The organism is Afipia carboxidovorans OM5 (assembly GCF_000218565.1).
Lineage (GTDB): Bacteria > Pseudomonadota > Alphaproteobacteria > Rhizobiales > Xanthobacteraceae > Afipia > Afipia carboxidovorans.
Genome location: NC_015684.1, coordinates 1,533,601 through 1,555,234, shown reverse-complemented (window position 1 = coordinate 1,555,234; position 21,634 = coordinate 1,533,601). Strand labels below are relative to the sequence as shown.

Annotated in this window: 20 protein-coding genes; 12 read left to right on the top strand and 8 right to left on the bottom strand. The window is 62.8% G+C overall.

The features are described from left to right. Positions 1-32: 32 nt before the first annotated feature. Both OCA5_RS07210 and OCA5_RS07205 read right to left on the bottom strand, forming a co-directional pair. Entirely contained in the window at positions 33-446 is a 414-nt protein-coding gene (locus OCA5_RS07210; RefSeq protein WP_012563773.1) for a Ros/MucR family transcriptional regulator, read from the bottom strand. 156 nt (positions 447-602) lie between these two features. Further along, positions 603-1,484, bottom strand: a complete 882-nt coding sequence (locus OCA5_RS07205; protein WP_012563774.1) for a hypothetical protein — start codon at positions 1,482-1,484, stop codon at positions 603-605. Between the two features lie 298 nt (positions 1,485-1,782). Between OCA5_RS07205 and OCA5_RS07200 the strand changes: the two genes are divergently transcribed. Beyond that, on the top strand, positions 1,783-3,438 hold the full coding sequence (locus OCA5_RS07200; protein WP_012563775.1) for a glycosyltransferase family 39 protein: 1,656 nt from the start codon (positions 1,783-1,785) through the stop codon (positions 3,436-3,438). Positions 3,439-3,699: 261 nt separating this feature from the next. Here OCA5_RS07200 and OCA5_RS07195 read toward each other — a convergent pair whose 3' ends face one another. Then, positions 3,700-5,100, bottom strand: coding sequence for a M20/M25/M40 family metallo-hydrolase (locus OCA5_RS07195; RefSeq protein WP_012563776.1), 1,401 nt, complete (start codon positions 5,098-5,100; stop codon positions 3,700-3,702). A gap of 135 nt (positions 5,101-5,235) precedes the next feature. Continuing rightward, positions 5,236-6,888, bottom strand: coding sequence for a helicase HerA-like domain-containing protein (locus OCA5_RS07190; RefSeq protein WP_012563777.1), 1,653 nt, complete (start codon positions 6,886-6,888; stop codon positions 5,236-5,238). Positions 6,889-7,440: 552 nt separating this feature from the next. Here OCA5_RS07190 and OCA5_RS07185 point away from each other — a divergent pair. The 7 genes from OCA5_RS07185 to OCA5_RS07155 all read left to right on the top strand — a co-directional run bounded on the left by OCA5_RS07185 (position 7,441) and on the right by OCA5_RS07155 (position 12,841). Beyond that, the gene (locus tag OCA5_RS07185) at positions 7,441-7,848 is read left to right on the top strand and encodes a DUF4332 domain-containing protein (protein WP_012563778.1); all 408 of its coding nucleotides are present in this window, start codon (positions 7,441-7,443) and stop codon (positions 7,846-7,848) included. Positions 7,849-7,984: 136 nt separating this feature from the next. Next, positions 7,985-8,839, top strand: a complete 855-nt coding sequence (folP, locus tag OCA5_RS07180) for a dihydropteroate synthase (protein ID WP_012563779.1) — start codon at positions 7,985-7,987, stop codon at positions 8,837-8,839. After that, a complete protein-coding gene (gene folB / locus OCA5_RS07175; protein ID WP_012563780.1) occupies positions 8,836-9,201 on the top strand; it encodes a dihydroneopterin aldolase in 366 nt (121 codons plus the stop codon). The genes folP and folB overlap by 4 nt, the downstream gene beginning before the upstream one ends. 2 nt (positions 9,202-9,203) lie before the next feature. After that, positions 9,204-9,689 carry a 2-amino-4-hydroxy-6-hydroxymethyldihydropteridine diphosphokinase gene (gene folK, locus OCA5_RS07170; RefSeq protein ID WP_012563781.1) on the top strand — a complete coding sequence of 162 codons (486 nt, stop codon included), beginning with the start codon at positions 9,204-9,206 and terminating at the stop codon, positions 9,687-9,689. Between the two features lie 243 nt (positions 9,690-9,932). Then, a complete protein-coding gene (locus OCA5_RS07165) occupies positions 9,933-10,727 on the top strand; it encodes an RsiV family protein (RefSeq protein ID WP_012563783.1) in 795 nt (264 codons plus the stop codon). Next, a complete protein-coding gene (locus OCA5_RS07160) occupies positions 10,724-11,386 on the top strand; it encodes a pyroglutamyl-peptidase I (protein ID WP_012563784.1) in 663 nt (220 codons plus the stop codon). The genes OCA5_RS07165 and OCA5_RS07160 overlap by 4 nt, the downstream gene beginning before the upstream one ends. Positions 11,387-11,479: 93 nt before the next feature. Beyond that, on the top strand, positions 11,480-12,841 hold the full coding sequence (locus OCA5_RS07155) for a TIGR03808 family TAT-translocated repetitive protein (RefSeq protein WP_012563785.1): 1,362 nt from the start codon (positions 11,480-11,482) through the stop codon (positions 12,839-12,841). Here the strand turns inward: OCA5_RS07155 and OCA5_RS07150 are convergent. Further along, positions 12,797-13,138 (bottom strand): TIGR03809 family protein, encoded by a 342-nt coding sequence (locus OCA5_RS07150; protein WP_012563786.1) that lies wholly within the window; start codon positions 13,136-13,138, stop codon positions 12,797-12,799. The two genes, OCA5_RS07155 and OCA5_RS07150, sit on opposite strands and share 45 nt — an antisense overlap. 453 nt (positions 13,139-13,591) lie before the next feature. On the opposite strand from OCA5_RS07150, the gene OCA5_RS07145 reads away from it, so the two are divergent. Further along, entirely contained in the window at positions 13,592-14,731 is a 1,140-nt protein-coding gene (locus OCA5_RS07145; protein WP_012563787.1) for a GGDEF domain-containing protein, read from the top strand. Between the two features lie 50 nt (positions 14,732-14,781). Beyond that, the gene (locus OCA5_RS07140) at positions 14,782-15,903 is read left to right on the top strand and encodes a DUF2336 domain-containing protein (protein ID WP_012563788.1); all 1,122 of its coding nucleotides are present in this window, start codon (positions 14,782-14,784) and stop codon (positions 15,901-15,903) included. Here the strand turns inward: OCA5_RS07140 and OCA5_RS07135 are convergent. Beyond that, the gene (locus OCA5_RS07135; protein ID WP_012563789.1) at positions 15,900-16,538 is read right to left on the bottom strand and encodes an NrsF family protein; all 639 of its coding nucleotides are present in this window, start codon (positions 16,536-16,538) and stop codon (positions 15,900-15,902) included. The genes OCA5_RS07140 and OCA5_RS07135 overlap by 4 nt on opposite strands. Further along, a complete protein-coding gene (locus OCA5_RS07130; protein ID WP_012563790.1) occupies positions 16,535-17,086 on the bottom strand; it encodes a sigma-70 family RNA polymerase sigma factor in 552 nt (183 codons plus the stop codon). Before OCA5_RS07130 ends, OCA5_RS07135 begins: the two co-directional genes overlap by 4 nt. 360 nt (positions 17,087-17,446) lie before the next feature. Between OCA5_RS07130 and OCA5_RS07125 the strand changes: the two genes are divergently transcribed. Then, a complete protein-coding gene (locus OCA5_RS07125; protein ID WP_012563791.1) occupies positions 17,447-18,100 on the top strand; it encodes a hypothetical protein in 654 nt (217 codons plus the stop codon). Here OCA5_RS07125 and OCA5_RS07120 read toward each other — a convergent pair. Beyond that, entirely contained in the window at positions 18,077-19,915 is a 1,839-nt protein-coding gene (locus tag OCA5_RS07120) for an acetyl-CoA hydrolase/transferase C-terminal domain-containing protein (protein ID WP_012563792.1), read from the bottom strand. The two genes, OCA5_RS07125 and OCA5_RS07120, sit on opposite strands and share 24 nt — an antisense overlap. Positions 19,916-20,140: 225 nt before the next feature. Here OCA5_RS07120 and OCA5_RS07115 point away from each other — a divergent pair, with 225 nt between their 5' ends. Then, positions 20,141-21,538 (top strand): TolC family outer membrane protein, encoded by a 1,398-nt coding sequence (locus OCA5_RS07115; protein WP_013912996.1) that lies wholly within the window; start codon positions 20,141-20,143, stop codon positions 21,536-21,538. Positions 21,539-21,634: the final 96 nt, after the last annotated feature.

Below are 21,634 nucleotides of genomic sequence, written 5' to 3'. Positions count from 1 at the left end.
ACCGCGTCCGGGCGCACCAGCCTGACGGAAGCTCACCGCTTGCCGCGACGGCGCTGCTGGCCGAGGCCCATCTTCTTGGCAAGCTGCGAACGCGCCACCGCGTAGTTCGGCGCCACCATCGGATAGTCCGCCGGCAGACCCCACTTCTCACGATACTGCTCGGGGCTCATGTTGTAGCGGCTGCGTAAGTGGCGCTTCAGCGACTTGAAGCGTTTGCCGTCTTCGAGACAGACGAGATATTCCGACGTCATCGATTTCTTCACCGGCACCGCAGGACGCGTCGCCTCGACCGGTTGCTCCGCGCCAGTCGCAACACGCAGCAGCGCGGCATGGACCTGCGCGATCAGCCCCGGAATTTCCGAGGGCGGGACCGTGTTGTTGCTGACATAGGCGGAGACGATGCCTGCCGCCATTTCGACAAAGCCCTTGCCGGCCGGCTCACTCATTCAAGTTCTCGTAAAATCAGGTTCGCACTAACGCTGCGCTGTTGCGTGACGGCGCAGGCGGTGCACCGCCTATCGCGGATACACAAACATTTAAGCGAGCCGTTCGGCGGGACGCAAGGGCGCGATTTAACGCGCGCCCGGCAATACACCGGCGTATCAGCCGCGCTGGTCGAGATGGGAGCGCAACTCCTCGATCGAGTCGAAGCGCACAGTGCCCTCCGGCAACTGCGCCTCGATCGAACCATCGGAGTAAAGCGAATAGGCCATGGAATCGACCACGCCGGACTTCACCACGCTGACCTCCGGCTCGCGGCGCGGCGGCGGCGTGAAGCTGCGCGAGGGCCGCAACGGATGGCGCGGCTCGGACGCACGCTCCTCCTCCGCGGCCGAGCGCGAGGCCTGCACCCACGGCGGTGACTGAGATGGCGGCGATTGAGACTCACGCGCGCCGGACTCGGCCTGCGCGGAAGCCTCATCGTCATGCGACAGATCCGGGGCCGCCTCCGGTTCGCTCCTGCGACGGCGCGAGGAAAACAGGAAATCGCGACGCGGCCGCTCGGACGATGCGGTCGCCGTCCGCTCAGGACGCTCCGTGCGCTCGAAGCGCTCAGCACGCTCCGCTCGCGCAGATTGCTCGCGGGTCGGCGGCGGGAAGTCGAACTCCTCCCCGGCCTCGGAAGGTGCGGCCGGATCGTCCCGCGCGAACAGGAAGTCGCCGTTCGCCGGCGCGCGCGGCGCAGGCCGCGGTTCGGGACTGACCGGCGCGGGAGCCGGCGGCGGTACGGGGACTTGGGCGACCAGCACCTCGTCCAGCTCCGTCGCTTCCAGCCGCGGGGCTGCGCCGAGCCGGCGCGCCGCCTGCCGCACTTCGCGGGCGAGGATGCCAAGACCGATCAGCACGAGGCCGGTCGAGGACACGACCGAGCCGACGATGATCATCGTATTGCCGAACGAAAATTCCTTGATCGGAATCCCGAATACGATCGCCAGCACGCCCGCGCAAAACACCACCGTTCCGGCCAGCAACAACGCAACCATCACTCAAACTCCGGGTTGCCGCCCTGTTGGGAGGGGCGGCTCCTGCAATGCCACAATACTGTCAAACTAACTGCCCGATGAAGGTAAATTTTCCGTCCCCTGCCCGGAAAAGTATAAGAACACCAATATCATCCAGCCCTCCTGAGCGGCCTTTCGAGCGACGCGCTTCCCTTCAACCCCGAAGACGCCCTGATTGTTGCGACGTTTCAGGAAAATTAAGCCATAATCGCTCACTATCGCACCGCTGGTCCGATCAGGCAGGCATGGCCGCACGGCCTTTAACGAGCGTAATCCCATCATGACATCGATCACGGCGTCCGGCGTTGAGGTGCCCGCCCGGCAATCGATGGATCAGCTCTACGATAGGATCGCCTACGTCACGCTGGCGCTGGTCGCGAGCGTCGCCCTTCTCACATTTCGCGCCTACGGCCTTGGCTGGGACGACTACACCCATGCCGAATATGCCGACCTCTTGCTGAAGATGTTCGGCTCCGGCTTCAAGGATACGAGCGCACTCTCGTTCGCGAACCTCTACATGTATGGCGGCGGCTTCGACATGGCGGCCGCACTGCTGCACAAGGTTGTCCCGCTCGGCCTGTTCGATACGCGCCGTCTTGTCGGCGCGATCGTCGGCATCATCGGCCTTGCGCTCACATGGCGACTGACGCGCCGCGTCGGCGGGCCGCTCGCAGGCCTCGCCGCGCTTCTTCTTCTCGCACTGTGCCCGACCTTCTACGGCCACATGTTCATGAATCCGAAGGACGTGCCGTTCGCGGTCGCGATGATCGTGCTGTTGCTCGGCCTCGTGCGGCTTGCGCAGGAATATCCTGCACCGTCGCCGCACACCGTGCTGATCCTCGGCCTCGGTGCAGGGCTATCGCTCGGTTGCCGCGTGCTCGGCGGCTTCGGCGTCGTCTATGCGCTCATCGGCTTCATCCCGATCTGGCGCATGGAGGTCGCGACGTATGGCTGGCGCAAGTCCGGCAGTCGCTTCGTTCACACCTGCTACGTTCTGCTGCCGGGCCTTCTGATCGGTTATATCGTCATGGGCCTGATCTGGCCGTGGTCGATCATCGAGCCAGCCAATCCGCTGCGGGCGCTGACCTACTTCTCGGCATTCTTCGAAAAACCGTGGAAGGAATTGTTCGACGGCGCGGTGGTCTCTGTACCCGAGATGCCGTGGTCGTATCTGCCGACACTATTCGCGATGCAGATGCCGGAAGTCTTCCTCCTGCTCTGCGGCGGCGGCCTCGTGATGACCATCATGGCGCTCGCTCATCGCAGCGACGATCCGCGCCGCAAAGCGATCATCATCATGATCGCCTCCGCCGCTTTCCTGCCGCTCGCAATCGCAATGGTGAAGCGGCCCGCGCTCTACAACGGCATTCGGCATTTCATTTTCGTGATCCCGCCGATGGCAATGCTGGGCGGCCTCGCGCTCGCACGCTTCGTGACATGGGTAAGCGCTGACGGCCGCCACCGCGACCGTCAGTTCGCAGCCGTCGGATTGTTCGCCGCCGGGCTGACGCTGCCGCTCATCGACATGGCGCGGCTGCATCCCTACCAATACACGCACTTCAACTACATCTCCGGCACGGTGCGCACCGCCGACCACCGCTTCATGCTGGACTATTGGGGTCTTGCGCTGAAGCAGGCCTCTAACATGCTGCGCGAACAGATCATCTTGCGGCAGGAGATTCCGCCGGCCAATCGCAAGTGGAAGGTCGCGGTATGCGGGCCGCAGCGGCCGGCGCAGGTCGCACTCGGTCCCGATTTCTCCATCGGCTGGGATAGCCACAGCGCGGACTTCGCGATGACTCTCGGCGAGTTTTACTGCAAGGGCCTGCCCGCACCGATCTATGCTGAAGTGAAGCGCGACGATGTGGTGTTCGCCCGCGTCTACGACATTCGCGGCCAGAGCATCGCAAGCCTGCTTGCGGTTCCGCCACCGTAAACGGCCTTGACCTCAGCGCCAAGCGGGTTAGGTTCGCGCATCACCCTCTACACGATTTCAAACGCCGTCCAATCCCGGGCGGCGTTTTTACGTTGGGGTGTGAGTGCAGCGCACGACCGCATTTTGATTATGCCGAAATCTCTCATCCGTCATGGCCGGGCCTGTCCCGGCCATCCACGTCTTTCTTAATTGAGGCTTTTAAGACGTGGATGCCCGCCACAAGCGCGGGCATGACGAGTTTAGGCTTTCATCAAACCAATGCTACCGCGCCACCTGCGCAAACGCTTCGAGGATGCGCACCCACGAGCGCGTACCCTTGTGGAAGCTCTTGAGGTCATATTTCTCGTTCGGCGAGTGGATGTTGTCGTCGTCGAGACCGAAGCCGATCAGCACCGTGTCGAGCCCGAGCGTCTTTTTGAAATCCGCAACAATCGGAATCGAGCCCCCACAGCCGATCAGCAGCGCCTCGGTGCCCCACTCGTCCGTCAGCGCGCGGCTCGCAGCCGCGAGCGGCTTCATGCCCCAATCGAGCGCGACGGCGGGTGCGCCCGCATGGTCGAGGAATTCAACGCTGCAATCAGCCGGGATGCGCGCCTTTACGTAGGCACGGAACGCGTCGCGGATTTTGGCTGGGTCCTGCCCTTCGACCAGACGGAACGAAATCTTCGCCGACGCCTGCGCAGCGATCACCGTTTTCGATCCCTCGCCGGTGTAGCCGCCGACAATGCCGTTGATGTCCGCCGTCGGGCGCGAGGAGACCTGTTCGATCAGCAAGCGATCCTTTTCGCCCGCGGGCAGCGACAACCCGATCGGCTTGAGAAACATTTCGGGCGTCAGGTTCAGCTTCTTCCATTGCTCCAGAATGGCAGGCGGCAGATCCTTCACGCCATCATAGAACCCCGGAATGGTGACGCGGCCGTTGTCGTCATGGATGCCGCCGAGGATGCGCGTCAGCACCCGGATCGGGTTTTGCGCAGCTCCGCCGAAGAGACCGGAATGCAGGTCGCGGTTGGCGGCCTTGACGATGATCTCCTCGTAAACCAGGCCGCGCAGCGAGGTGGTGATCGCAGGCGTGTTGCGGTCCCACATGTTGGTGTCGCAGACGAGCGCGAAATCAGCTTTGAGATCGGCCTTGTTCTTCTCGAGGAAGGGGCCGAAGTTCTTCGAGCCGACTTCCTCCTCGCCCTCGATCAGGAGCGTAACGCCAAGCGGCAGGCTTCCCGTGACGTTCTTCCACGCCCGGCACGCCTCGACGAAGGTCATCAGTTGGCCTTTGTCGTCCTCCGCTCCGCGCGCGACGATAATCTCGCGCCCGTCCGCATGCTTCGTCACAACGGGCTCGAACGGCGGGCGGTCCCACAGGTTCAACGGGTCGACCGGCTGCACATCGTAATGGCCGTAGAACAGCACATGCGGCCCGCCCGGCACCGGGCTCTCGCTGCGCGCGACGATGGCCGGATGGCCGGCGGTCGGCCGCACCTCGGCCGAGAAACCGATGGTCTTGAGATCGTCCGCGATGTGCTGGGCCGCCTTGGCGCAATCGTCATTGAAGGCCGGATCGGCGGAGATCGACTTGATCCGCAGCAGCGAAAACAGGCGCTGCAGGCTACGGTCGAAATCGGTATCGACCCGGTCAAGAACGGCAGAAAGATTATCAGACATCGTGGCGTGTCCTTACAGAAACGAGGGCCGACAGGCAGGCTGCCGAAATAATTCCGGGGCGTCCATGCGCCCCGGTTGAGGTGTAATCCGAATTGCAGCGCCGGGAAATGCGGAAAGCACGCGGCCCGCAAACAGCTACCGCCGCAGCAGGCCGCCGAGTGCACCGCGGATGATCGAGCGTCCAATGGAGCTGCCGAGCGAGCCGCCGACCGACTTACCCAAATCCGCCGCGACGCCGCCAACGACCTTGTTGGTGACGGAGCGCGTGACGTTGCGGGCGATCAACTGGCCGGTGGTCAGCCGCCCCCGCGAATTCGAGGTGCCGAACACGGAGCCGACGATGGAGCCGATGCTGTCGAGAAGCCCGCCGCCGCTGCCCGCCTCGCCGGTCGCCGCGGTCTCAAGGCGCTTCTGAAGCATTTCATAGGCGGACTCGGAATCGACCGCGATGTCATATTTCCCCTTCACCGGGCTCTTCGCGATGATCGCGTTGCGTTCCTCCGGCGTCACCGGCCCGATCCGCGCGCTCGGCGGCCGGATCAGGACGCGCTCCACCATCGCGGGCGTGCCGTTGCCTTCCAGAAAGGAGACCAGCGCCTCGCCCTTGCCGAGCTCGGTGATGACACGCGCGGTATCGAGCGCCGGATTCGGCCGGAAGGTCTGCGCCGCCGCTGCGACAGCCTTCTGATCGCGCGGCGTGAAGGAGCGCAGCGCATGCTGCACGCGGTTGCCGAGCTGGGCCAGCACCTTGTCCGGCACGTCGATCGGGTTTTGCGTCACGAAGTAGACGCCGACACCCTTCGAACGGATCAGCCGCACCACCTGCTCGATCTTGTCCATCAGCGATTTTGGCGCGTCATTGAACAGAAGATGCGCCTCGTCGAAGAAGAACACGAGCTTCGGCTTCGGCAGGTCGCCAACTTCCGGCAACTCCTCGAACAGCTCGGACAGCATCCACAACAGGAAGGTCGCGTAGAGCTTCGGGCTCTGCATCAACTTGTCGGCCGAGAGGATATTGACGATGCCGCGGCCATCGGCGTCGGTGCGCATGAAATCTTTCAATTCCAGCGCGGGTTCGCCGAAAAACTTTGCGCCGCCCTGGTTTTCCAGCACCAGAAGCTGGCGCTGGATGGTGCCGACGGTCGCCTTGGAGACGTTGCCGAACGACTGCGCGGCAGCGCGCAGCGAGGCAAGCGGGTCCTCCTCGCCGGCCTTGGCAGGCACCGGGATCATCGCGTCCAGCAGCGCGCGCAGATCCTTCATATCGATCAGCGGCAAGTGGTTCTCATCGGCCAGACGGAAGGCGACGTTGAGCACGCCTTCTTGTACGTCGTTGAGATCGAGCATTCGCGACAACAGAAGCGGTCCCATTTCCAGCACGGTTGCCCGTACCGGGTGTCCCTGCTCGCCGAAGACGTCCCAGAACACCGTCGAGAACTGGTCGGGCTGGAACGCAAGGCCCATACCCTTGGCGCGGCTGAGGATGAAATCCTTCGGCTCGCCTACTTCAGCGATGCCGGAGAGATCGCCCTTGATATCGGCGGCGAAAACCGGAACGCCGGCGCGTGCAAAACCCTCCGCCATGACCTGAAGGGTCACGGTCTTGCCGGTTCCGGTCGCGCCCGTCACGAGGCCGTGGCGGTTGGCGAAAGCAAGATCGAGAAAAGCGGACTTGTCACCCCGGCCGATGAAGAGCGCCTTATCGGTATCGGCCGATACCGGCTGCGCTGATGCCCCTGCAGCACCTGAGCTCGCTGATGCAGAAGCTTTTTTCGTCGTCTTCGCCATCGTCGTTCCTCATCCTTCGGCCGCGATCAAGATCGGCATCTATTGGCGCATCTCGCCCGCTTCTTCAATGCCATTGGAACTATTCAAACATAGGTTGGGACGAAACAAATCCAAATCTCGACAATAGAAGAAGATAATTCGTCGCGCCCTGTCGGTGCCATTTCCTATTCTGGTTCAATCATTTTGCATTTGAACATTCTTTCTCTTGCATGATGGCAACACTTGCTGCGCCTTGCATGAGAAATCGAGACGCATACGCGTTCGTCTCTTGTAATTCGCGCGCCATCCGACCAAGATGAAACAACAAACTCAAGAACCGGACAAACCGGAAGGACTAAAGAGATGACATGCGGGGCCACGTTGCAAGGGATGGTGTTGAAAGGGATCAACACAAAACCCAAGCAGACCTCGCAACACTCTCACCTCTTCGATCTTCCGTATCTGCACCGCCTGCGCCACGCTCCCTGCTCCTGTCGTATGTGACGATTGAGAGCCCGTGACCGTCTTGACTTCCAGCCTTACCTCTCGGACCGCGTAACTTCTTCCAGTGCAATGACATACCCTCTTTCACAGATCGACGGGCTCGGCCCCCTTGCTGCTGCCAAACTGAAAGCTCAAGGCATCCGCACGACCGAAACCCTCCTTGAAAGAGCGGGCACCTATAAAGGCCGCAAGGAGCTCGCCACCACGACGGGCCTTTGCGAGAAGCAGATCCTGGTCTGGGCCAACATCGCCGACTGCATGCGGATCAAGGGCATGGGCCGCGCCAGGGCGGAACTGATCCGCGCGGCCGGCGTCGCCACGGTGCGCGAATTCGCGCTTCGCAATCCGACGCGGCTTGCGCAGGCGATGGCCGAGGCGAACGCCAAGCGCAAGCTGGTGCGCGTGCTGCCCTCCGAAAAGTCAGTGGGCCAGCTGATCGAGCGCGCCAAGAAGCTGCCGCTCAAGATCAGCTATTAGCAGATTCGGCATCCGCAAACGTGCCCGCCCGACAGGGTTGCGAATGTTGAAATCGCACCGCTAGCACTGCCGTTTAGGGCACCTTCCCACCCGCTTCCGGCTTGACTCGTTTCCCGAGTCCGCGCAAAGCCGCGCCATGACCGCCCGCTCCTCAACCTTTGGCACTTCAGCCAGCACCCGGCACGACATATTGCCCGCGCTGCTGGGAAAGCCGCATCCGCTGGTGATGGGGGTGCTCAATGTGACGCCGGATTCCTTCTCCGACGGCGGCCGTTTTCTCGATCCCGCCACCGCGCTTGCCCAGGCCGAGCGGATGGTGGCTGAAGGCGCCGACATTCTCGATGTCGGAGCGGAATCGACCCGTCCCTACGGCTCGGTCCGGATTTCGGAAGAGGACGAACTGGCGCGGCTGCGGCCTATTCTGCCCGCCCTCACCCGGCTCGGCGTGCCGATCTCGATCGACACCATGAAGGCCGGCGTCGCCGCCTGGGCGCTCGATCAGGGTGCCGCGATTGCAAACGACGTCTGGGGGCTGCACCGCGACCCCGCGATGGCGCGCCTTGCGGCCGCACGTGGCGTGCCCGTCGTGGTGATGCACAATCGCGATGCCGCCGACCCGGCCATCGACATCATGGACGACATCGCGGCCTTCTTCACCCGCTCGCTCGCAATCGCCGACGAGGCCGGCCTGCCGCGCGAGCGCATCGTGCTCGATCCCGGCATCGGCTTCGGCAAGACCGCCGAGCAAAGCATGATCGCGCTGGCCCGCCTTGGCGAACTGGGCCGGTTCGGGTTGCCCATTCTGGTGGGCGCTTCGCGCAAGCGCTTCATCGCCAGTATCTCGCCATCCGAACCAGATCAGCGCATCGGCGGCTCTCTTGCGGCGCATCTCATCGCGGTTCAGAATGGTGCCCGCATCATTCGCGCGCATGACGTCCATGAGACCGTCCAGGCGCTGCGCGTGGCGGCTGCAATCGGGGACAAGCGGTGAGCGACACCATCTTCATCAAGGGCCTGCTGATGCACGCCCGCCATGGTGTCATGGAGCATGAAGCGGAGGTCGGGCAGCGGTTCGTCATCGACCTCGAACTCACCATCGATCTTTCGGAGTCCTCACGCACCGACAAGCTGATCGACACCGTGTCCTATTCCGACGTGGTGACCAGCGCGAGCCAGGCCTTCAAGGGGCAGAATTACTATCTGCTCGAGCGTGCGGCCGGGGCGGTCGCGGACGCTGTGCTACGGGATTTTGCCCGCGTCGAGGCCGTCAAGGTGACAATCCACAAGCCGCACGCGCCGATTGCCGCAATCTTCGACGATGTCGGTGTCGTCATCACACGACGGCGCGCCTGATCATGTCGAGTGTCCTGATCGCGCTGGGCGGCAATGTCGGCGATGTCCGCGCGACGTTCAAATCCGCCATTTCGCACATTTGCGGCGCGACGCAGGCCTCGCTTGTCGCCCGCTCATCTGACTACCGCACGCCGCCATGGGGCGAGGAAGACCAGCCGCCCTTCATCAACGCCTGCATCGAGATCAGAACGTCGCTCGACCCGCTCGCGCTGCTCGCCACGCTGCACCGGATCGAGAAAAGGTTTGGCCGCGACCGCGCCAATGAACGGCGCTGGGGTCCGCGCACGCTCGACCTCGACATTCTCGCCTATGACAACGGCACCATCTCAACGCCGGAACTGACCCTGCCCCACCCGCGGCTGTTCGAGCGGGCTTTTGTTCTGGTACCGCTCGCGGAAATCGCCCCAGACAGAAAAATCGGAGAGCGAACGCCGCGCGAGGCGCTGGCGCAGCACTCGACCGAAGGTATCGAGCGGCTGAGCGATTAGGCTCGGGCCTTGTTTATGATGTCGTCCCTGTCACGATGCTCGTGACGTCGTCCCCGCGCAGGCGGGGACCCAGACAGGCAGAAAAACTCTCAATCGTCATCACCGGGCTTGTCCCGGTGATCCACGCCTTTTCTAAAATGGGCCACCAAGACGTGGATGGCCGGGTCAAGCCCGGCCATGACGATGGAGATATAGGCCCCATCGGGGACGACGATAAGCACAGAATTGCTGTATAGAAAGCGAATGCTCCCGCTCGCACCGATCCATAACATCGTCCGTATCGTCGTTGTCGGCATCTTCCTCACGGGAGCGTGCTTCGCGGCCGAACCCAAGCCGGATTTCGCGATCAAAACCGATGCGGTCGATATCGGCATCATCCTCGATGCCACGATCAAGGCCAATCCGGCGCTCGCCGCCGACTGCCTTGCGGAAGGCAAACGCTACGCCAGCACGCAACGCAAGGAAGCGACGGATGCCAAGCGCAGCGATCCGAAATATTTTCCGAAGGACGGCTATACGTTCGAGCGCCATTACCTCACGGCATCGGTCGTCGCCGGGCGGTACATCAGCGTCCTGCGGGAGGATTACGCCAACACCCACGGCGCGCATCCCAACACCTACGTGAACACGATCCTGTGGGACGACGTTGCAAAAAAGCGCATCAGCATCAGGCCTTTCTTCAAGGAAACCGCTGATGACGGCCCGACCCTGAAGGCAATGAAGAAAGCCGTCATCGTTGCGCTGAAGGCTGAAAAGAAAAGGCGCGGCATCGTGGACGCTGAGTCCCCGCTCGACTGGTACGAGAATATCGGCGCGAGCCTTCTCAAGATCGGCCCGGTGACGCTGGCGCCTTCAACGGAGTCCGGCAAAAGCGCCGGGCTCATGTTCCACTACGAACCCTATGCGGTCGGCCCCTATGCCGAAGGCCGATTTGACGTGGTCGTGCCATGGCAGGAGTTGAAGCCGTATCTTTCTGCGGAAGGCACGGCGATCTTCGGCGGAACACCCCCAAAGCGCGACGACAACGATCAGCGATGACGCGGGGCAGGCTTCGCGTCCTGATCACCGGCTTCGGACCGTTTCCCGGCGCACCCTATAACCCGACCGAGAAACTCGTCACCCAACTCGTCCGCCTGCCGCGCCCTGCGTTCACCAACGTCGAGCGCATCGGTCACATCTTCCCGGTTACCTATGCGGCGGTCGATGCCGAATTGCCCGCCCTGCTCGCACAACACGCGCCGGATATCCTTCTGATGTTCGGGCTCGCAACCCGGACACCCTGGTGCCGGGTGGAATTCCGTGCGCGCAACGCCATCACCCAGCTCTGGCCGGATGCCGCCCATACAGCCGTTCTCAGCCGCACGATCGATCCCGCCGCATTCGCGACGCGGTCGTTCGGCGCGCACACCGCACGGCTCCTGCATGCGGCAAAGGCGAATGGCGTGGACATTCGCCCCTCAATCAACGCTGGTAGTTACCTCTGTAATTACCTGAGCTGGCGTACAATCGAAGCGGCCCAACGCTCGCCGAACCATGCGCCGCTCGCGGCCTTTATCCACATGCCGCTTATCGCCCGCAACGAAGCTCACCTGAAGAAGCCCAAAGCCATCCGCTTCGCGCATCTCGCCGCAGCCGGTGAAGCGATCCTCGCCGCGCTCATCCAGCGCGCACGGCAACGCGCCCTTCGCTCCTTTTAGCTGGGCAAATTTAACCAAGAGCGCGCCATAAAGCCTGCAGTGCCCTCTCTTTCGATATCGGGACGTGTCATAAACGGCAGCAGGAGCCGCACCATGAACCTCACCCGCCGCCGTTTTGTGAACTCGTTCAGCCTATCTGCTGCCGTGCTCACGCTGGAGAGTGCACGCGCGATTGCGGCCCCGGCAGTGACACCTCTTGGCCGCGATGCGGGCCAGCTCGGCGTCAAGCACAACAGTCCCGACGATCAGACCATTCCGTTGCAGCGCGCGATTTACGCCACCGCGGCGGCACGCACGCCGCTGGTGCTGCGGCCGGGAATCTATCGTACCGGCGAACTCGATCTGCCGAGCGGCGCGCAGATCATCGGCGCGCGCGGCGCAACACGGATTGAATTCACCGGCGGCACCGCCCTCCTCACCGCCAAGGGCGCGGACGGCCTCGTTCTCACCGGGCTGACGCTCGATGGCGGCGGCGCTGACCTGCCGCAACGGCGAGGCCTTATCAGCCTGCAGGCCTGCCGCGACATCCACATCGCCGATTGCGACATTCTCGGAAGCCGCCGCAACGCCATCTGGCTGGAGACGTGCTCCGGCGACATTCGCAACACCACCATCCGCCAGACGGTCGCCACCGCGATCGTCAGCGTCGATGCGCTCGGCCTCCTGATCGCGCAGAACGTTATTCAGGATGCTTCCGAGAATGGCATCGAGATTCTGCGCTCGGCCCCCGGCGACGACGGCACCATCGTCACCGATAATCGCATCGAAAACATCAAAGCCGGCCCCGGCGGCTCCGGACAATACGGCAACGGCATCAACGCTTACCGCGCCGGCAATGTGATTGTGCGCGGCAACCGCATCCGCAATTGCGACTTCTCCGGCATACGCGGCAACTCCGCCTCCAACATTCAGATCATCGCCAACAACGTCACCGACGTGCGTGAGGTCGCACTCTATTCGGAATTTGCGTTCGAAGGCGCGATCATCGCCAACAATGTCGTCGATGGCTGCACCACCGGCGTGTCGGTCGCCAATTTCAACGAAGGCGGCCGCCTTGCCATCGTGCAGGGCAACATCATCCGCAACACCAGGGCAAAGCGCGATCCGGGATCGGATATCGAAACCGGCGGCCACGGCATTTACGTCGAGGCCGACACCACCGTGACCGGCAATGTGGTCGAAAATGCACCAGTCTGCGGCATCGTCGTGGGCTGGGGGCAATATCTGCGCGACGTCAATGTTTCCGACAACGTGATCCGCAACGCTTTCGTCGGCATCGGCATCTCGGCGATGGACGGCACCGGCAAGACGCTCGTGACGGGCAACCTGATCTCGAATGCACCGCGCGGCGCGATCGTCGGTTACGATCACTACAAGCCCATCACAGGCGATCTTGCGGTGATCGGCGCGTCAGAGTTTCCGAAGATCGTACTGGGCCTCAACACCGTCCAATAAGCTCGAGCCCGGCAGACCGTCCGGCACGCCCGCCTCCGCATTCTCGGCTTGCGCAACCGCAACCTCGGCCGGCTTGTCGAGCGTCTCATCGGGCGGCGCGAGCTCCTGCCAGATCTTCAGCGCGGTGTGCGCCTCCTGCAGCATCGTCAGGAAATCGCTTTCGGTGTGATAGAGCTTCCAGCGCCCGCTGGCGCCCAATTCATGCAGATAATCGAGGCGCTGCTGCGCGAGGATGCGCCAGCGCGCGACGACGCTGCGGCCTGCGGCTCGCACCGTCTTCAAGGGAGCTTGAGACATCGCCTCTTTCCGTAACAAAATACGTTGCAGAATGACGCCGGCCGACAAAGCCGAGACGAACCGAGGATGACGCAAAGCAACAGGGAGCGCGGCAAACGCGCGTGAACCCGAGAAACGGCAGGAAAGGAATCGCCGCTGGAACGATGTATCGTCCCTGCCAGGGCGGTTCGGGTCAAGGTATTCACGTATAGTGAGCCTCTAAACTCACCCGCAGCGTTAACGCATCGGCGCGGCCTCCGGCCCGACATCAACGCTCACAGGTAAGCCGGCCGGGAGATTTGGCGCTTCCCAATGGGAGGCTCAAAAACCATAAATCATTGAAATATATTATAATTCGATACTCCGCGAAAACCCGCGGCCAACCGCCACAAGGCATCCGAAGGCGGCTCCCAGATACGAAACCTAAACGCTTTGCCCGGTACTTTAGGGGCGGAGCGATGGGATTTTTTCGAAATGTGGGGCGCCGTCCTACCACTAAAGCTGACTGATCAGTTCGACTTTTCCGACGTTGCCGCGCCGGATGTCCTGAAGCGGCGTGCCACCCAGCGCCGACAACTCCTCGCGATCACGGCGCTCAGCTACCTCACCGACACCGTCGTGCTGGTACTCTATGCCTATGCCGGCACCACAAGCCTGACGACGCCGCTGGTGTTCCTCGTCTGCGCGCTCCTCACCGTTACCTGCTTCGCCATCCTCTCCGACGCCCACTTCAACGACCGCTTCAAGGACCACTATCTGGTCCTTCAGCAGATGAGCGTCAGCTTCCTGTTGATGCTCGCCTTCATCTACATGGCGCCGGAAGTAGGCTGCGTCTTCCTCTGCTCGCTGTTCGTTACGGTGGCGCTGGGTTCGCTGCGATCGACCATGCTCCAGATCGGCATCGCGTGGACGCTGATCACCGCAGGCCTCGCCGTTCTGTTCCTTTTTACCGATATCCCGATCTCCATGCCGCACGGCTCGCCAGCCGAGCGTTTCGCAACGTTGCTCCTGTTCGTTTTCACCATCAGCCGCTGCATGATGATCGGCATGTTCTCGAGCGCGCTGCGGGAATCCTTCTACAGCCAGGGGCTGGCGCTAAAGGAAGCCTATCGGCGCATCGAGGAGCTGGCTGAATTCGACGAACTCACCGGCGCGCATAACCGCCGCAGCATCATGCATGCGCTCGCCGAGGAAGCCGAGCGGGCCGCGCGCAGCAAGTCGCCCTGCTCTGTCGCGCTGATCGATCTCGACTGGTTCAAGAAGATCAACGATCATTTCGGCCATCCTGTCGGCGACGAAGTGCTACGCACCTTCGCCATCACACTGTTCGCGAATATCCGGTTGATCGACAAATTCGGGCGCTACGGCGGGGAAGAATTCCTGCTGGTACTGCCCGAAGCCGGTGAGGACGTTGCCGGAAGGGTCGTCGACCGGCTGCGGACGATCGTTGCGGATGTCGACTGGAATTCGATTTCGCCGGGTGTTGACATGACGATGTCGGCAGGCGTGGCGACACTGCTCCCCGGTGAAACCGTGGACAGTCTTCTTCTGCGGGCAGACGTTGCGCTTTACCGCGCAAAGGACCTGGGACGAAACAGAATCGAACGAGCTTAGACGACCGCCCCGGTGCAAGAATTGCATCGGCCTGTTTGGGACAGAAAGTTATGAGTACAAACGCGGCCAACGCCAAGAGTCTGTTGGCAGACCTTCAGACCGCCCTCACACATGGGACGGTTGCGCGGCGTGTTGAAACACTCCAGCGCGTCACCGATCTGTTTCTCTACGCGCCTTCTCAATACTCCGAAGAGCAGATCGCGCTGTTCGACGATGTCTTTCACTGCCTGATCCGCAAGATGGAGATGTCGGCAAAGGCGCTGCTGGCCCAGCGCATCGCCACTGTCCCCGAAGCACCGACCAATCTCATCCATACGCTCGCCTTCGACGACCTCGTGGAAGTTGCGGCCCCCGTGCTCTCTTATTCCGAAAAGCTCAGCGACGACGTTCTCGTCAGAAATGCCAGGCAAAAAAGCCAGGGCCACCTCCTCGCAATCTCGAAACGCAAGATTTTGAGCCAGGCCGTCACCGACGTGCTGGTCGAACGCGGCAACGACGATGTTGTCGAAAGTACCGTCAACAATCCCGGCGCAAATTTTTCCGATAACGGCTATGGCCGCTTGATCTCGCGCGCAGAGGGGAACGACGACATCGCCTCCTGCCTTGGTATGCGTCCGATCCCGCGGCACTATTACCTGCAGCTCGTCGCCAAGGCGTCACGCTCGGTGCGCGAAAAGCTCAACCGCGCCAACCCGCATCTTGCGGCCGACGTCGCCTCAGTGGTGAAGGAAGTCACGCTTCAGGCAAGCAATGCAAAAAGCGAAGAGACGATCCGCGCGCAGACGCTCGTCAAGCTGCTCCACACTGACGGCCGCCTCAACGAGGCACAGGTGGCGACCTTCGCCGACAACGGCCGCGTGGAGGAGATATCGACCTCGATCGCGCTGATGACCGACGTGCCGATCCTCACCGTCGAAAACATGATGATCGAGCCGCGCGCCGAGGGTCTTCTCGTGCTTGCCAAGGTCGCAGGTTTGAGCTGGGCGACGGTCGAGAAGATCCTCAAAGCACGCCACCCCGCCGCGCCTGAGAGCATCTCGACGAGTCTCAGCGAATATCAGGATCACTTCAATCTGCTGCGGCCCTCGACGGCGCAGCAGGTCCTGCGGTTCTACCGCATGCGCGAGGCAACCGGTCAGGTGCCGTTCGCCGCATCTGCCGCGATCGCCTAGAACCGCAAGACTCGTCGGCCGACGAACGCGCCGACGATAGCGACAAGCACGGCCGCGAGCGTGTACCAGGTCGCAACGAACAGCGGCGAGTCGTCCATGCAATGCACGGCATAGATCACTCCGCCGAGCCCGGCTGACATCAGCCCCGCAAGCGCTCCGACCAGCATCGGGCGTGTCGTGGCGCCCCGGCGCAATGTCCATAGCGCCGCCGCAAGAAATGGGATCGCAAACAGCGGGATCGACGCCATGCAGGCCATGGCGCTCGATCCGACGAGCCGCGCTGTCCAGGAGTTGCGTTGTGGAACGGCGAAATCCGCGACGATGGCGATGCCAAGCAGGCCCGCCGGCACCGCAAGCAGCCATCCCCAGCGCTCCAGCGAAGCGCCCGGGCGCGACAGGTGCAGGCTGAGCGCCGCCGAGACCGAGGCAAGAACCAGCATCACCACGAATTTGAAATCGAAGAACGGGTTGTAGATCGCACTCGCAAGATCCGGCCGCATCCGGAAGCTCATCATGAAGATTGCGGCCGACAGCGGCAGCGCGGCAAAGAGTCCCGCGAGAAGCCACAGCCACACCGGCTGCATCCGCGAAGGATGATCGGCGACAAGACTTGCGATCAGATCGTCGGTCTTCATGGCAATTCTTCCCGCGCGCGAGCGGCGAGGCTCGCCAATCCCCGGTGCAACGCGACCCGCACCGTGCCTTCCTTCATCGTAAATTTTTGCGCCGTCTCCGAGATCGACAGGCCGTCCACCGCGATCGCCTGCAGCACGTCGCGCTGGCGTGGCGGCAGAAGCTGCAGATGCGCCGCGACGTCAACGCCGTTCGCGGGTTCCGGCGCATCCTCACCCGGCAACACATCGGTGAAATCGTCGATATCGACGAACACGCGGCGGCCCCGACGACGCAATGCATCGATCAGCTTGTTGCGCGCGATCGTGAACAGCCACGGCGCGAACGGCGCTTTCGGGTCCCAGGTGTGACGCTTCAGATGAACAGCGAGCAAAGTATCCTGCACGATATCCTCGGATTGATCGGGCGATTGCCCTGCGCGCAGCAATCCGCGCCGCGCCGACGCCCGCAAGACCGGCGTGATCGCCGACAGGAGCCGATGGTACGCAGCCGCATCGCCTGCATTGGCCGACCGCATCAGGTCGGTCCACTCATGTTCCTGACCGCTCACACTGCTCTCTCTAGTGCGGTGGTTCAGACGCTCGCTCTATTTCTCCGCGAGTCCCTCAAGCCAGCGTCTGAGTCTAAACCGCACTAGAATTACATATTTACTAGTGTCCTTCGAATCTGAAGCTCGCTCCCAGAGGGCGCGGCACGGCTCATGCGAGCTTCGGATTCGGGACACTATGCAATACGACGCATTTTCGAGGATGTTACAGCTGCCGCTGGCAAATCGCATACGCCGGATCGATCGCGGAGGTCCCCGGGCTTTGGCCTGCAAAAACCAAAGATTTCCTCGCTTTTGCCGCGGTCTGGCCACTTCCGCAGGGCCATCTGGGACGCGGGCGCGGGGCGATGCGGAGACACCACCATGCCACGAGGATTGCGTTACGCTGTGATGGCGGCCGCCATGGCGCTGGCCTCGCTCGCGGGAAGCACGACACCCGGCACGGCTGCGCCTGAAACGACTAGTGCGAAGCCGCTCGCGCTCGGACAGTTCACCAAGCATCGTGCCCATACGCGCAAGAAGCACGTCCGTCCGCACCGTTCCGCAAAAAAGCACCGAACGAGCACCGAGAGCCGGACCAAGGCCAAGACCGTTTCATCCAAATCTGACACGACGAAGAATGCGAAGGATGAGTCGCGCCTTCCGTCTTCTGTGGCCGATGCCCGCGCCGAAGTACCGCCCGACAATTCAGCGCAGGAAAACCTAGCGCCTGATACTTCGACCTTGACCGAGGCAGACAAGACGGCGGTTGAACGGCCCTTGGCGGCTCCTCCTGCACAAGGCGTCGAAGTGACGACCTCCGATCAGTTGAACGAGATCGATCGTGCCGTTGCGGAGCCCGAGCCGCAGCACGCCATGACGTTGGCGCTTGCTCAGATGCCGGAGCCCACGGAATCCGTATCGGAAGGCGGCATATGGGGCAGCGCATCGCTGGTCGGGAAAATCTTCATCGCCATCGGCGTGCTGCTGACATTCGCCTCCGCCGCGCGGATGCTATGGCCTCAACGCACCACGTAACAACAAGCGATAAACCCGCTCGCGCAACGTCGCCGGCGCATCGAGCTTCATGCGCGCAAGACACTCCGCATCGTCGGCATCGTCTGCCGATAGACCGCGCCAGCCGAGCGTAAGCAGCGCAGCAGGGCTTGCCGACACCTCTTTCAGCCGCTGCAATGCCGGGATCAGGCGTTGCTCGACGCCGGTGAAATCGGTCCCGAACGGGAATTGCGGCAGCAAACTCTTGTCGCGCAGTGGCGCGAGCGCACGGGCGATGCGTTCCGGCGTGTTGTCGCGAAAGGCCTGCGGAATGTCATAAGCCTGCGGCAGCTTGCCGGCGTCCTTCGCCTGCCGCATCAGATCATCTTGAAAACGCGAGTCCGCTACGCACAGCATCGCGGCGATCACCTCGGCATCGGATTTACCGCGCAGTTCGGCAACACCATATTCCGTCACCACAATATCGCGCAGGTGACGCGGAATCGTGGTGTGGTCGTAGGACCAACGGATGTTCGATTCCAGACGTTTGCCGTTATGTCGCGTCGCCTCGAGCGTCAGGATCGAACGAGCGCCTTCGAGCGCGAAAGCCTGCGCCACGAAGTCATACTGGCCGCCGACGCCGCTCACCACCTGCCCGTTGCTCAAGCCATCGGAAACGGCTTCACCGAGCAGTGTCACCATCATCGCGTTGTTGACGAAGCGCGCTTTGGGCCGCCCGCGCCGCTTGCGATCTTCATCGCCATAGAGCGCGTTGGTGAACGAGACCGGCATCATCCGGATGCGATCGAGCCTGTCGGGCGGCATCTCGCGCAGGGCGCGATAGAATGATTTTGGCCCGAGGAAGAACGCCGCATGCAGCGCTGCGCCATCCACCTCGCGTCGAACGATGCCAGCTTCGATCAGTCCGAGAAACGCCTCGAAGAACATTTCGCTGAGGCCGTGCAGCCCTTCCTCGAAGGGCGCGCAGGCGCGTCCGCTCACACCCGGTGCAAGACGATCGATCGCCGCGCGAAAATCCGCATTGTGGCGATCGCGCACGATCAATCCTTGCGCGAGCGCGTCGCCGACCTGCCCGATCCCGATCTGCAACGTGCCGCCGTCCTCGATCAGGCTCGCGGCGTGAAGGCCGATCGCATATTTCGCTTCGCCGACCGGCTCCGACGGCGGCGCGAACGGCGCAAAATCCGTCTCCGTGCTGTCGAGAATCGCATGGAATTCGAAGGCCGGAAGATCGCCTGGCCCAGGCATGAAGGGCAGTTCGGAGTTCACCTGTCCGATCAGCTTGAAATCGATCTTGCCTTCCGCGCGTGCCTTCAGGAGATCGAGCGTGGTGTCGGTGTTGCAGCTCAGGCTGTAGCGCACTTCGCCGTCGACCACGCGCTTCGCCACAAGCTGCAGCACCACGTTGAGACCGCGCGTCAGCATGCCCGCAACGGCGTGGGTGTAATTCGCGGCAATGTAATGCTGTTGCGCATAGCCATGACGGAGCCAGCGGCCCGCGAGGAAGAAGAACTCCGTCACCTCGATGTTCTTCGGCAGCGTGCCCGCGCGCAGCCATTTCGCGTAGAGGAGATCGGGATACCCGCCGAACAGCCGCTCGATCACAGGGCCGATGAAACGCCGCTCCAGATCGGATTTCGGCGCGGGCTTCTCAAGCGTCAGTGCTGTGAAAATCGTGAGACGGATGGCGTCATCCTGCGCCGCCCGTTCACACAGCGCATTGGCGATGTGGTTGGCCTTGCCGAGCCCGAGCGGCAGGCCGACGACGAGTTCGCGGCCACATTCACGCAAAATCGCGTCGGCGAGCTCACGGGGATCGGCATAAACCGTCGACATTGCTTTTCTGCCTCACCCGTTCCGCCCCGCGGCATCCGGGGCCGAATGTCCCGAGCGGGACGGCGGGGTCAAGCCCGTAAGCCGCTTTTCCCCGCTTCCGAGGGTGGGATTGCCACAGGACCGAACAATTTCACGGGACAGTTTGCCCAAGCCGGGTCCGGCCAGTATGACTGCCCTGCAGGTTGCGGTATCCGCAGAGTGCGGGGACGTGGTGATTAGGGCGTTATGATTCGTCGGCATTCAGGGCAGCGTTGCGGGGCGGTGGCGGGACTGCTGATGCTCGGCGTGGCGGCGGGCGTGCAGCCCGTAGCCGGCGAAACGCTGCCGGAAGCCCTCGCCAAGGCCTACCAGTCGAGCCCGCAGCTCAACGCCCAGCGTGCCCAGCAGCGCGCGACCGACGAGAACGTGCCGCAGGCGCTCGCAGGCTACCGCCCGCAGATCGTGGCCAGCCTGTCTGCGGGCTTGCAGACGGTCCGCAATACCCTTCCCGACAATGCGATTCAGGCTCAGGGGCAGAAGCCCTGGCAGATCGGCGTCACCGTAACCCAGACGCTGTTCAACGGCTTCAAGACCTCGTCGAGTGTCCGGGTCGCCGAATTCCAGGTGCTGTCAGGGCGCGAGGCCCTGCGCAATATCGGCCAGGGCGTGCTGCTCGACGCGGTGACGGCCTATATGAACGTCATCGCCAATCAGGCGCTGGTCGAGACCCAGAAGCTCAACGTCCAGTTCCTGCGCGAGACACTCGGCGTCGCCCGCACCCGTCTTGAGGCCGGCGACGTGACGCCGACCGACACCGCACAAGCCGAGGCGCGGCTGAGCCGCGGGCTCGCCGACCTCAACGCCGCACAGGTCGCGCTCCAGATCAGCGAGGCGACCTATGCGCAGGTGATCGGCTCGCCGCCGGGACGGCTTGCTCCTGCGCCCACGGTGGACCGCTTCATCCCGCACAGCCAGCAGGCGGCGATTGACCGCGCCACCCGCCAGAACCCGGCGGTGATCGCGGCCTCCTATGACGTCGATGTTGCCACCGCCACCATCAGCGTCGCGGAATCGAGCCTGCTGCCGCAGGTCAACGTGCAGGGCACGGTCAGCCGCCAGTCCGACGGCGATCCGTTCCTCAGCGTGAAGCGCTCCGATCAGGCGACCGTCCTCGGCCAGATCAACGTGCCGATCTACGATGGCGGTCTCGCCGCCTCGCAGACCCGGCAGGCCAAGGAAGTCGTGATGCAGAGCCGGCAGGTGCTGGAGCAGGTCCGTAATCAGGCACGGACAGCGGCGCTCAGCGCCTACATCACCAATGAAGGCGCAAAGGTCGGTCTTTCGGCCGCCGAAAGCGAAGTGAAGGCAGCAACTGTTGCCCTTGCCGGCGTGCGGCGCGAGGCGCAGGCGGGCCAGCGCACCACACTCGACGTACTGAACTCGCAGGCCGACCTTACCGCCGCGCGCAGCCGCCAGATCCTCAGCCAGCGCGATCGGGTGATCGCCTCCTACACCTTGCTGAGTGCAATCGGAAAGCTCGACGTCCGCACCCTCGGCCTCAACACCCCGGATTATCTGCCCGAAGTTCACTACCATCAGGTGCGTGACGCATGGCACGGCCTGCGCACACCATCGGGACAGTAACGGCGGTTCTGCTGGATCAATCGTTGTTATTGCGAGGAGCGCAAGCGACGAAGCAATCCAGCTTTCTGGATTGCTTCGCTTCGCTCGCAGTGACGT

What these genes read in the sequence shown, in the direction of transcription:
- OCA5_RS07200 (WP_012563775.1), top strand. Translation starts at nt 1,783, where the DNA reads ATGACATCGATCACGGCGTCCGGCGTTGAGGTGCCCGCCCGGCAATCG.
- OCA5_RS07140 (WP_012563788.1), top strand. Translation starts at nt 14,782, where the DNA reads ATGAGTACAAACGCGGCCAACGCCAAGAGTCTGTTGGCAGACCTTCAG.
- OCA5_RS07115 (WP_013912996.1), top strand. Translation starts at nt 20,141, where the DNA reads ATGATTCGTCGGCATTCAGGGCAGCGTTGCGGGGCGGTGGCGGGACTG.
- OCA5_RS07155 (WP_012563785.1), top strand. Translation starts at nt 11,480, where the DNA reads ATGAACCTCACCCGCCGCCGTTTTGTGAACTCGTTCAGCCTATCTGCT.
- OCA5_RS07145 (WP_012563787.1), top strand. Translation starts at nt 13,592, where the DNA reads ATGTGGGGCGCCGTCCTACCACTAAAGCTGACTGATCAGTTCGACTTT.
- OCA5_RS07125 (WP_012563791.1), top strand. Translation starts at nt 17,447, where the DNA reads ATGCCACGAGGATTGCGTTACGCTGTGATGGCGGCCGCCATGGCGCTG.
- folP (WP_012563779.1), top strand. Translation starts at nt 7,985, where the DNA reads ATGACCGCCCGCTCCTCAACCTTTGGCACTTCAGCCAGCACCCGGCAC.
- OCA5_RS07210 (WP_012563773.1), bottom strand. Translation starts at nt 446, where the DNA reads ATGAGTGAGCCGGCCGGCAAGGGCTTTGTCGAAATGGCGGCAGGCATC.
- OCA5_RS07190 (WP_012563777.1), bottom strand. Translation starts at nt 6,888, where the DNA reads ATGGCGAAGACGACGAAAAAAGCTTCTGCATCAGCGAGCTCAGGTGCT.
- OCA5_RS07135 (WP_012563789.1), bottom strand. Translation starts at nt 16,538, where the DNA reads ATGAAGACCGACGATCTGATCGCAAGTCTTGTCGCCGATCATCCTTCG.
- OCA5_RS07160 (WP_012563784.1), top strand. Translation starts at nt 10,724, where the DNA reads ATGACGCGGGGCAGGCTTCGCGTCCTGATCACCGGCTTCGGACCGTTT.
- OCA5_RS07205 (WP_012563774.1), bottom strand. Translation starts at nt 1,484, where the DNA reads ATGGTTGCGTTGTTGCTGGCCGGAACGGTGGTGTTTTGCGCGGGCGTG.
- OCA5_RS07165 (WP_012563783.1), top strand. Translation starts at nt 9,933, where the DNA reads ATGCTCCCGCTCGCACCGATCCATAACATCGTCCGTATCGTCGTTGTC.
- folK (WP_012563781.1), top strand. Translation starts at nt 9,204, where the DNA reads ATGTCGAGTGTCCTGATCGCGCTGGGCGGCAATGTCGGCGATGTCCGC.
- OCA5_RS07185 (WP_012563778.1), top strand. Translation starts at nt 7,441, where the DNA reads ATGACATACCCTCTTTCACAGATCGACGGGCTCGGCCCCCTTGCTGCT.
- OCA5_RS07120 (WP_012563792.1), bottom strand. Translation starts at nt 19,915, where the DNA reads ATGTCGACGGTTTATGCCGATCCCCGTGAGCTCGCCGACGCGATTTTG.
- OCA5_RS07195 (WP_012563776.1), bottom strand. Translation starts at nt 5,100, where the DNA reads ATGTCTGATAATCTTTCTGCCGTTCTTGACCGGGTCGATACCGATTTC.
- OCA5_RS07150 (WP_012563786.1), bottom strand. Translation starts at nt 13,138, where the DNA reads ATGTCTCAAGCTCCCTTGAAGACGGTGCGAGCCGCAGGCCGCAGCGTC.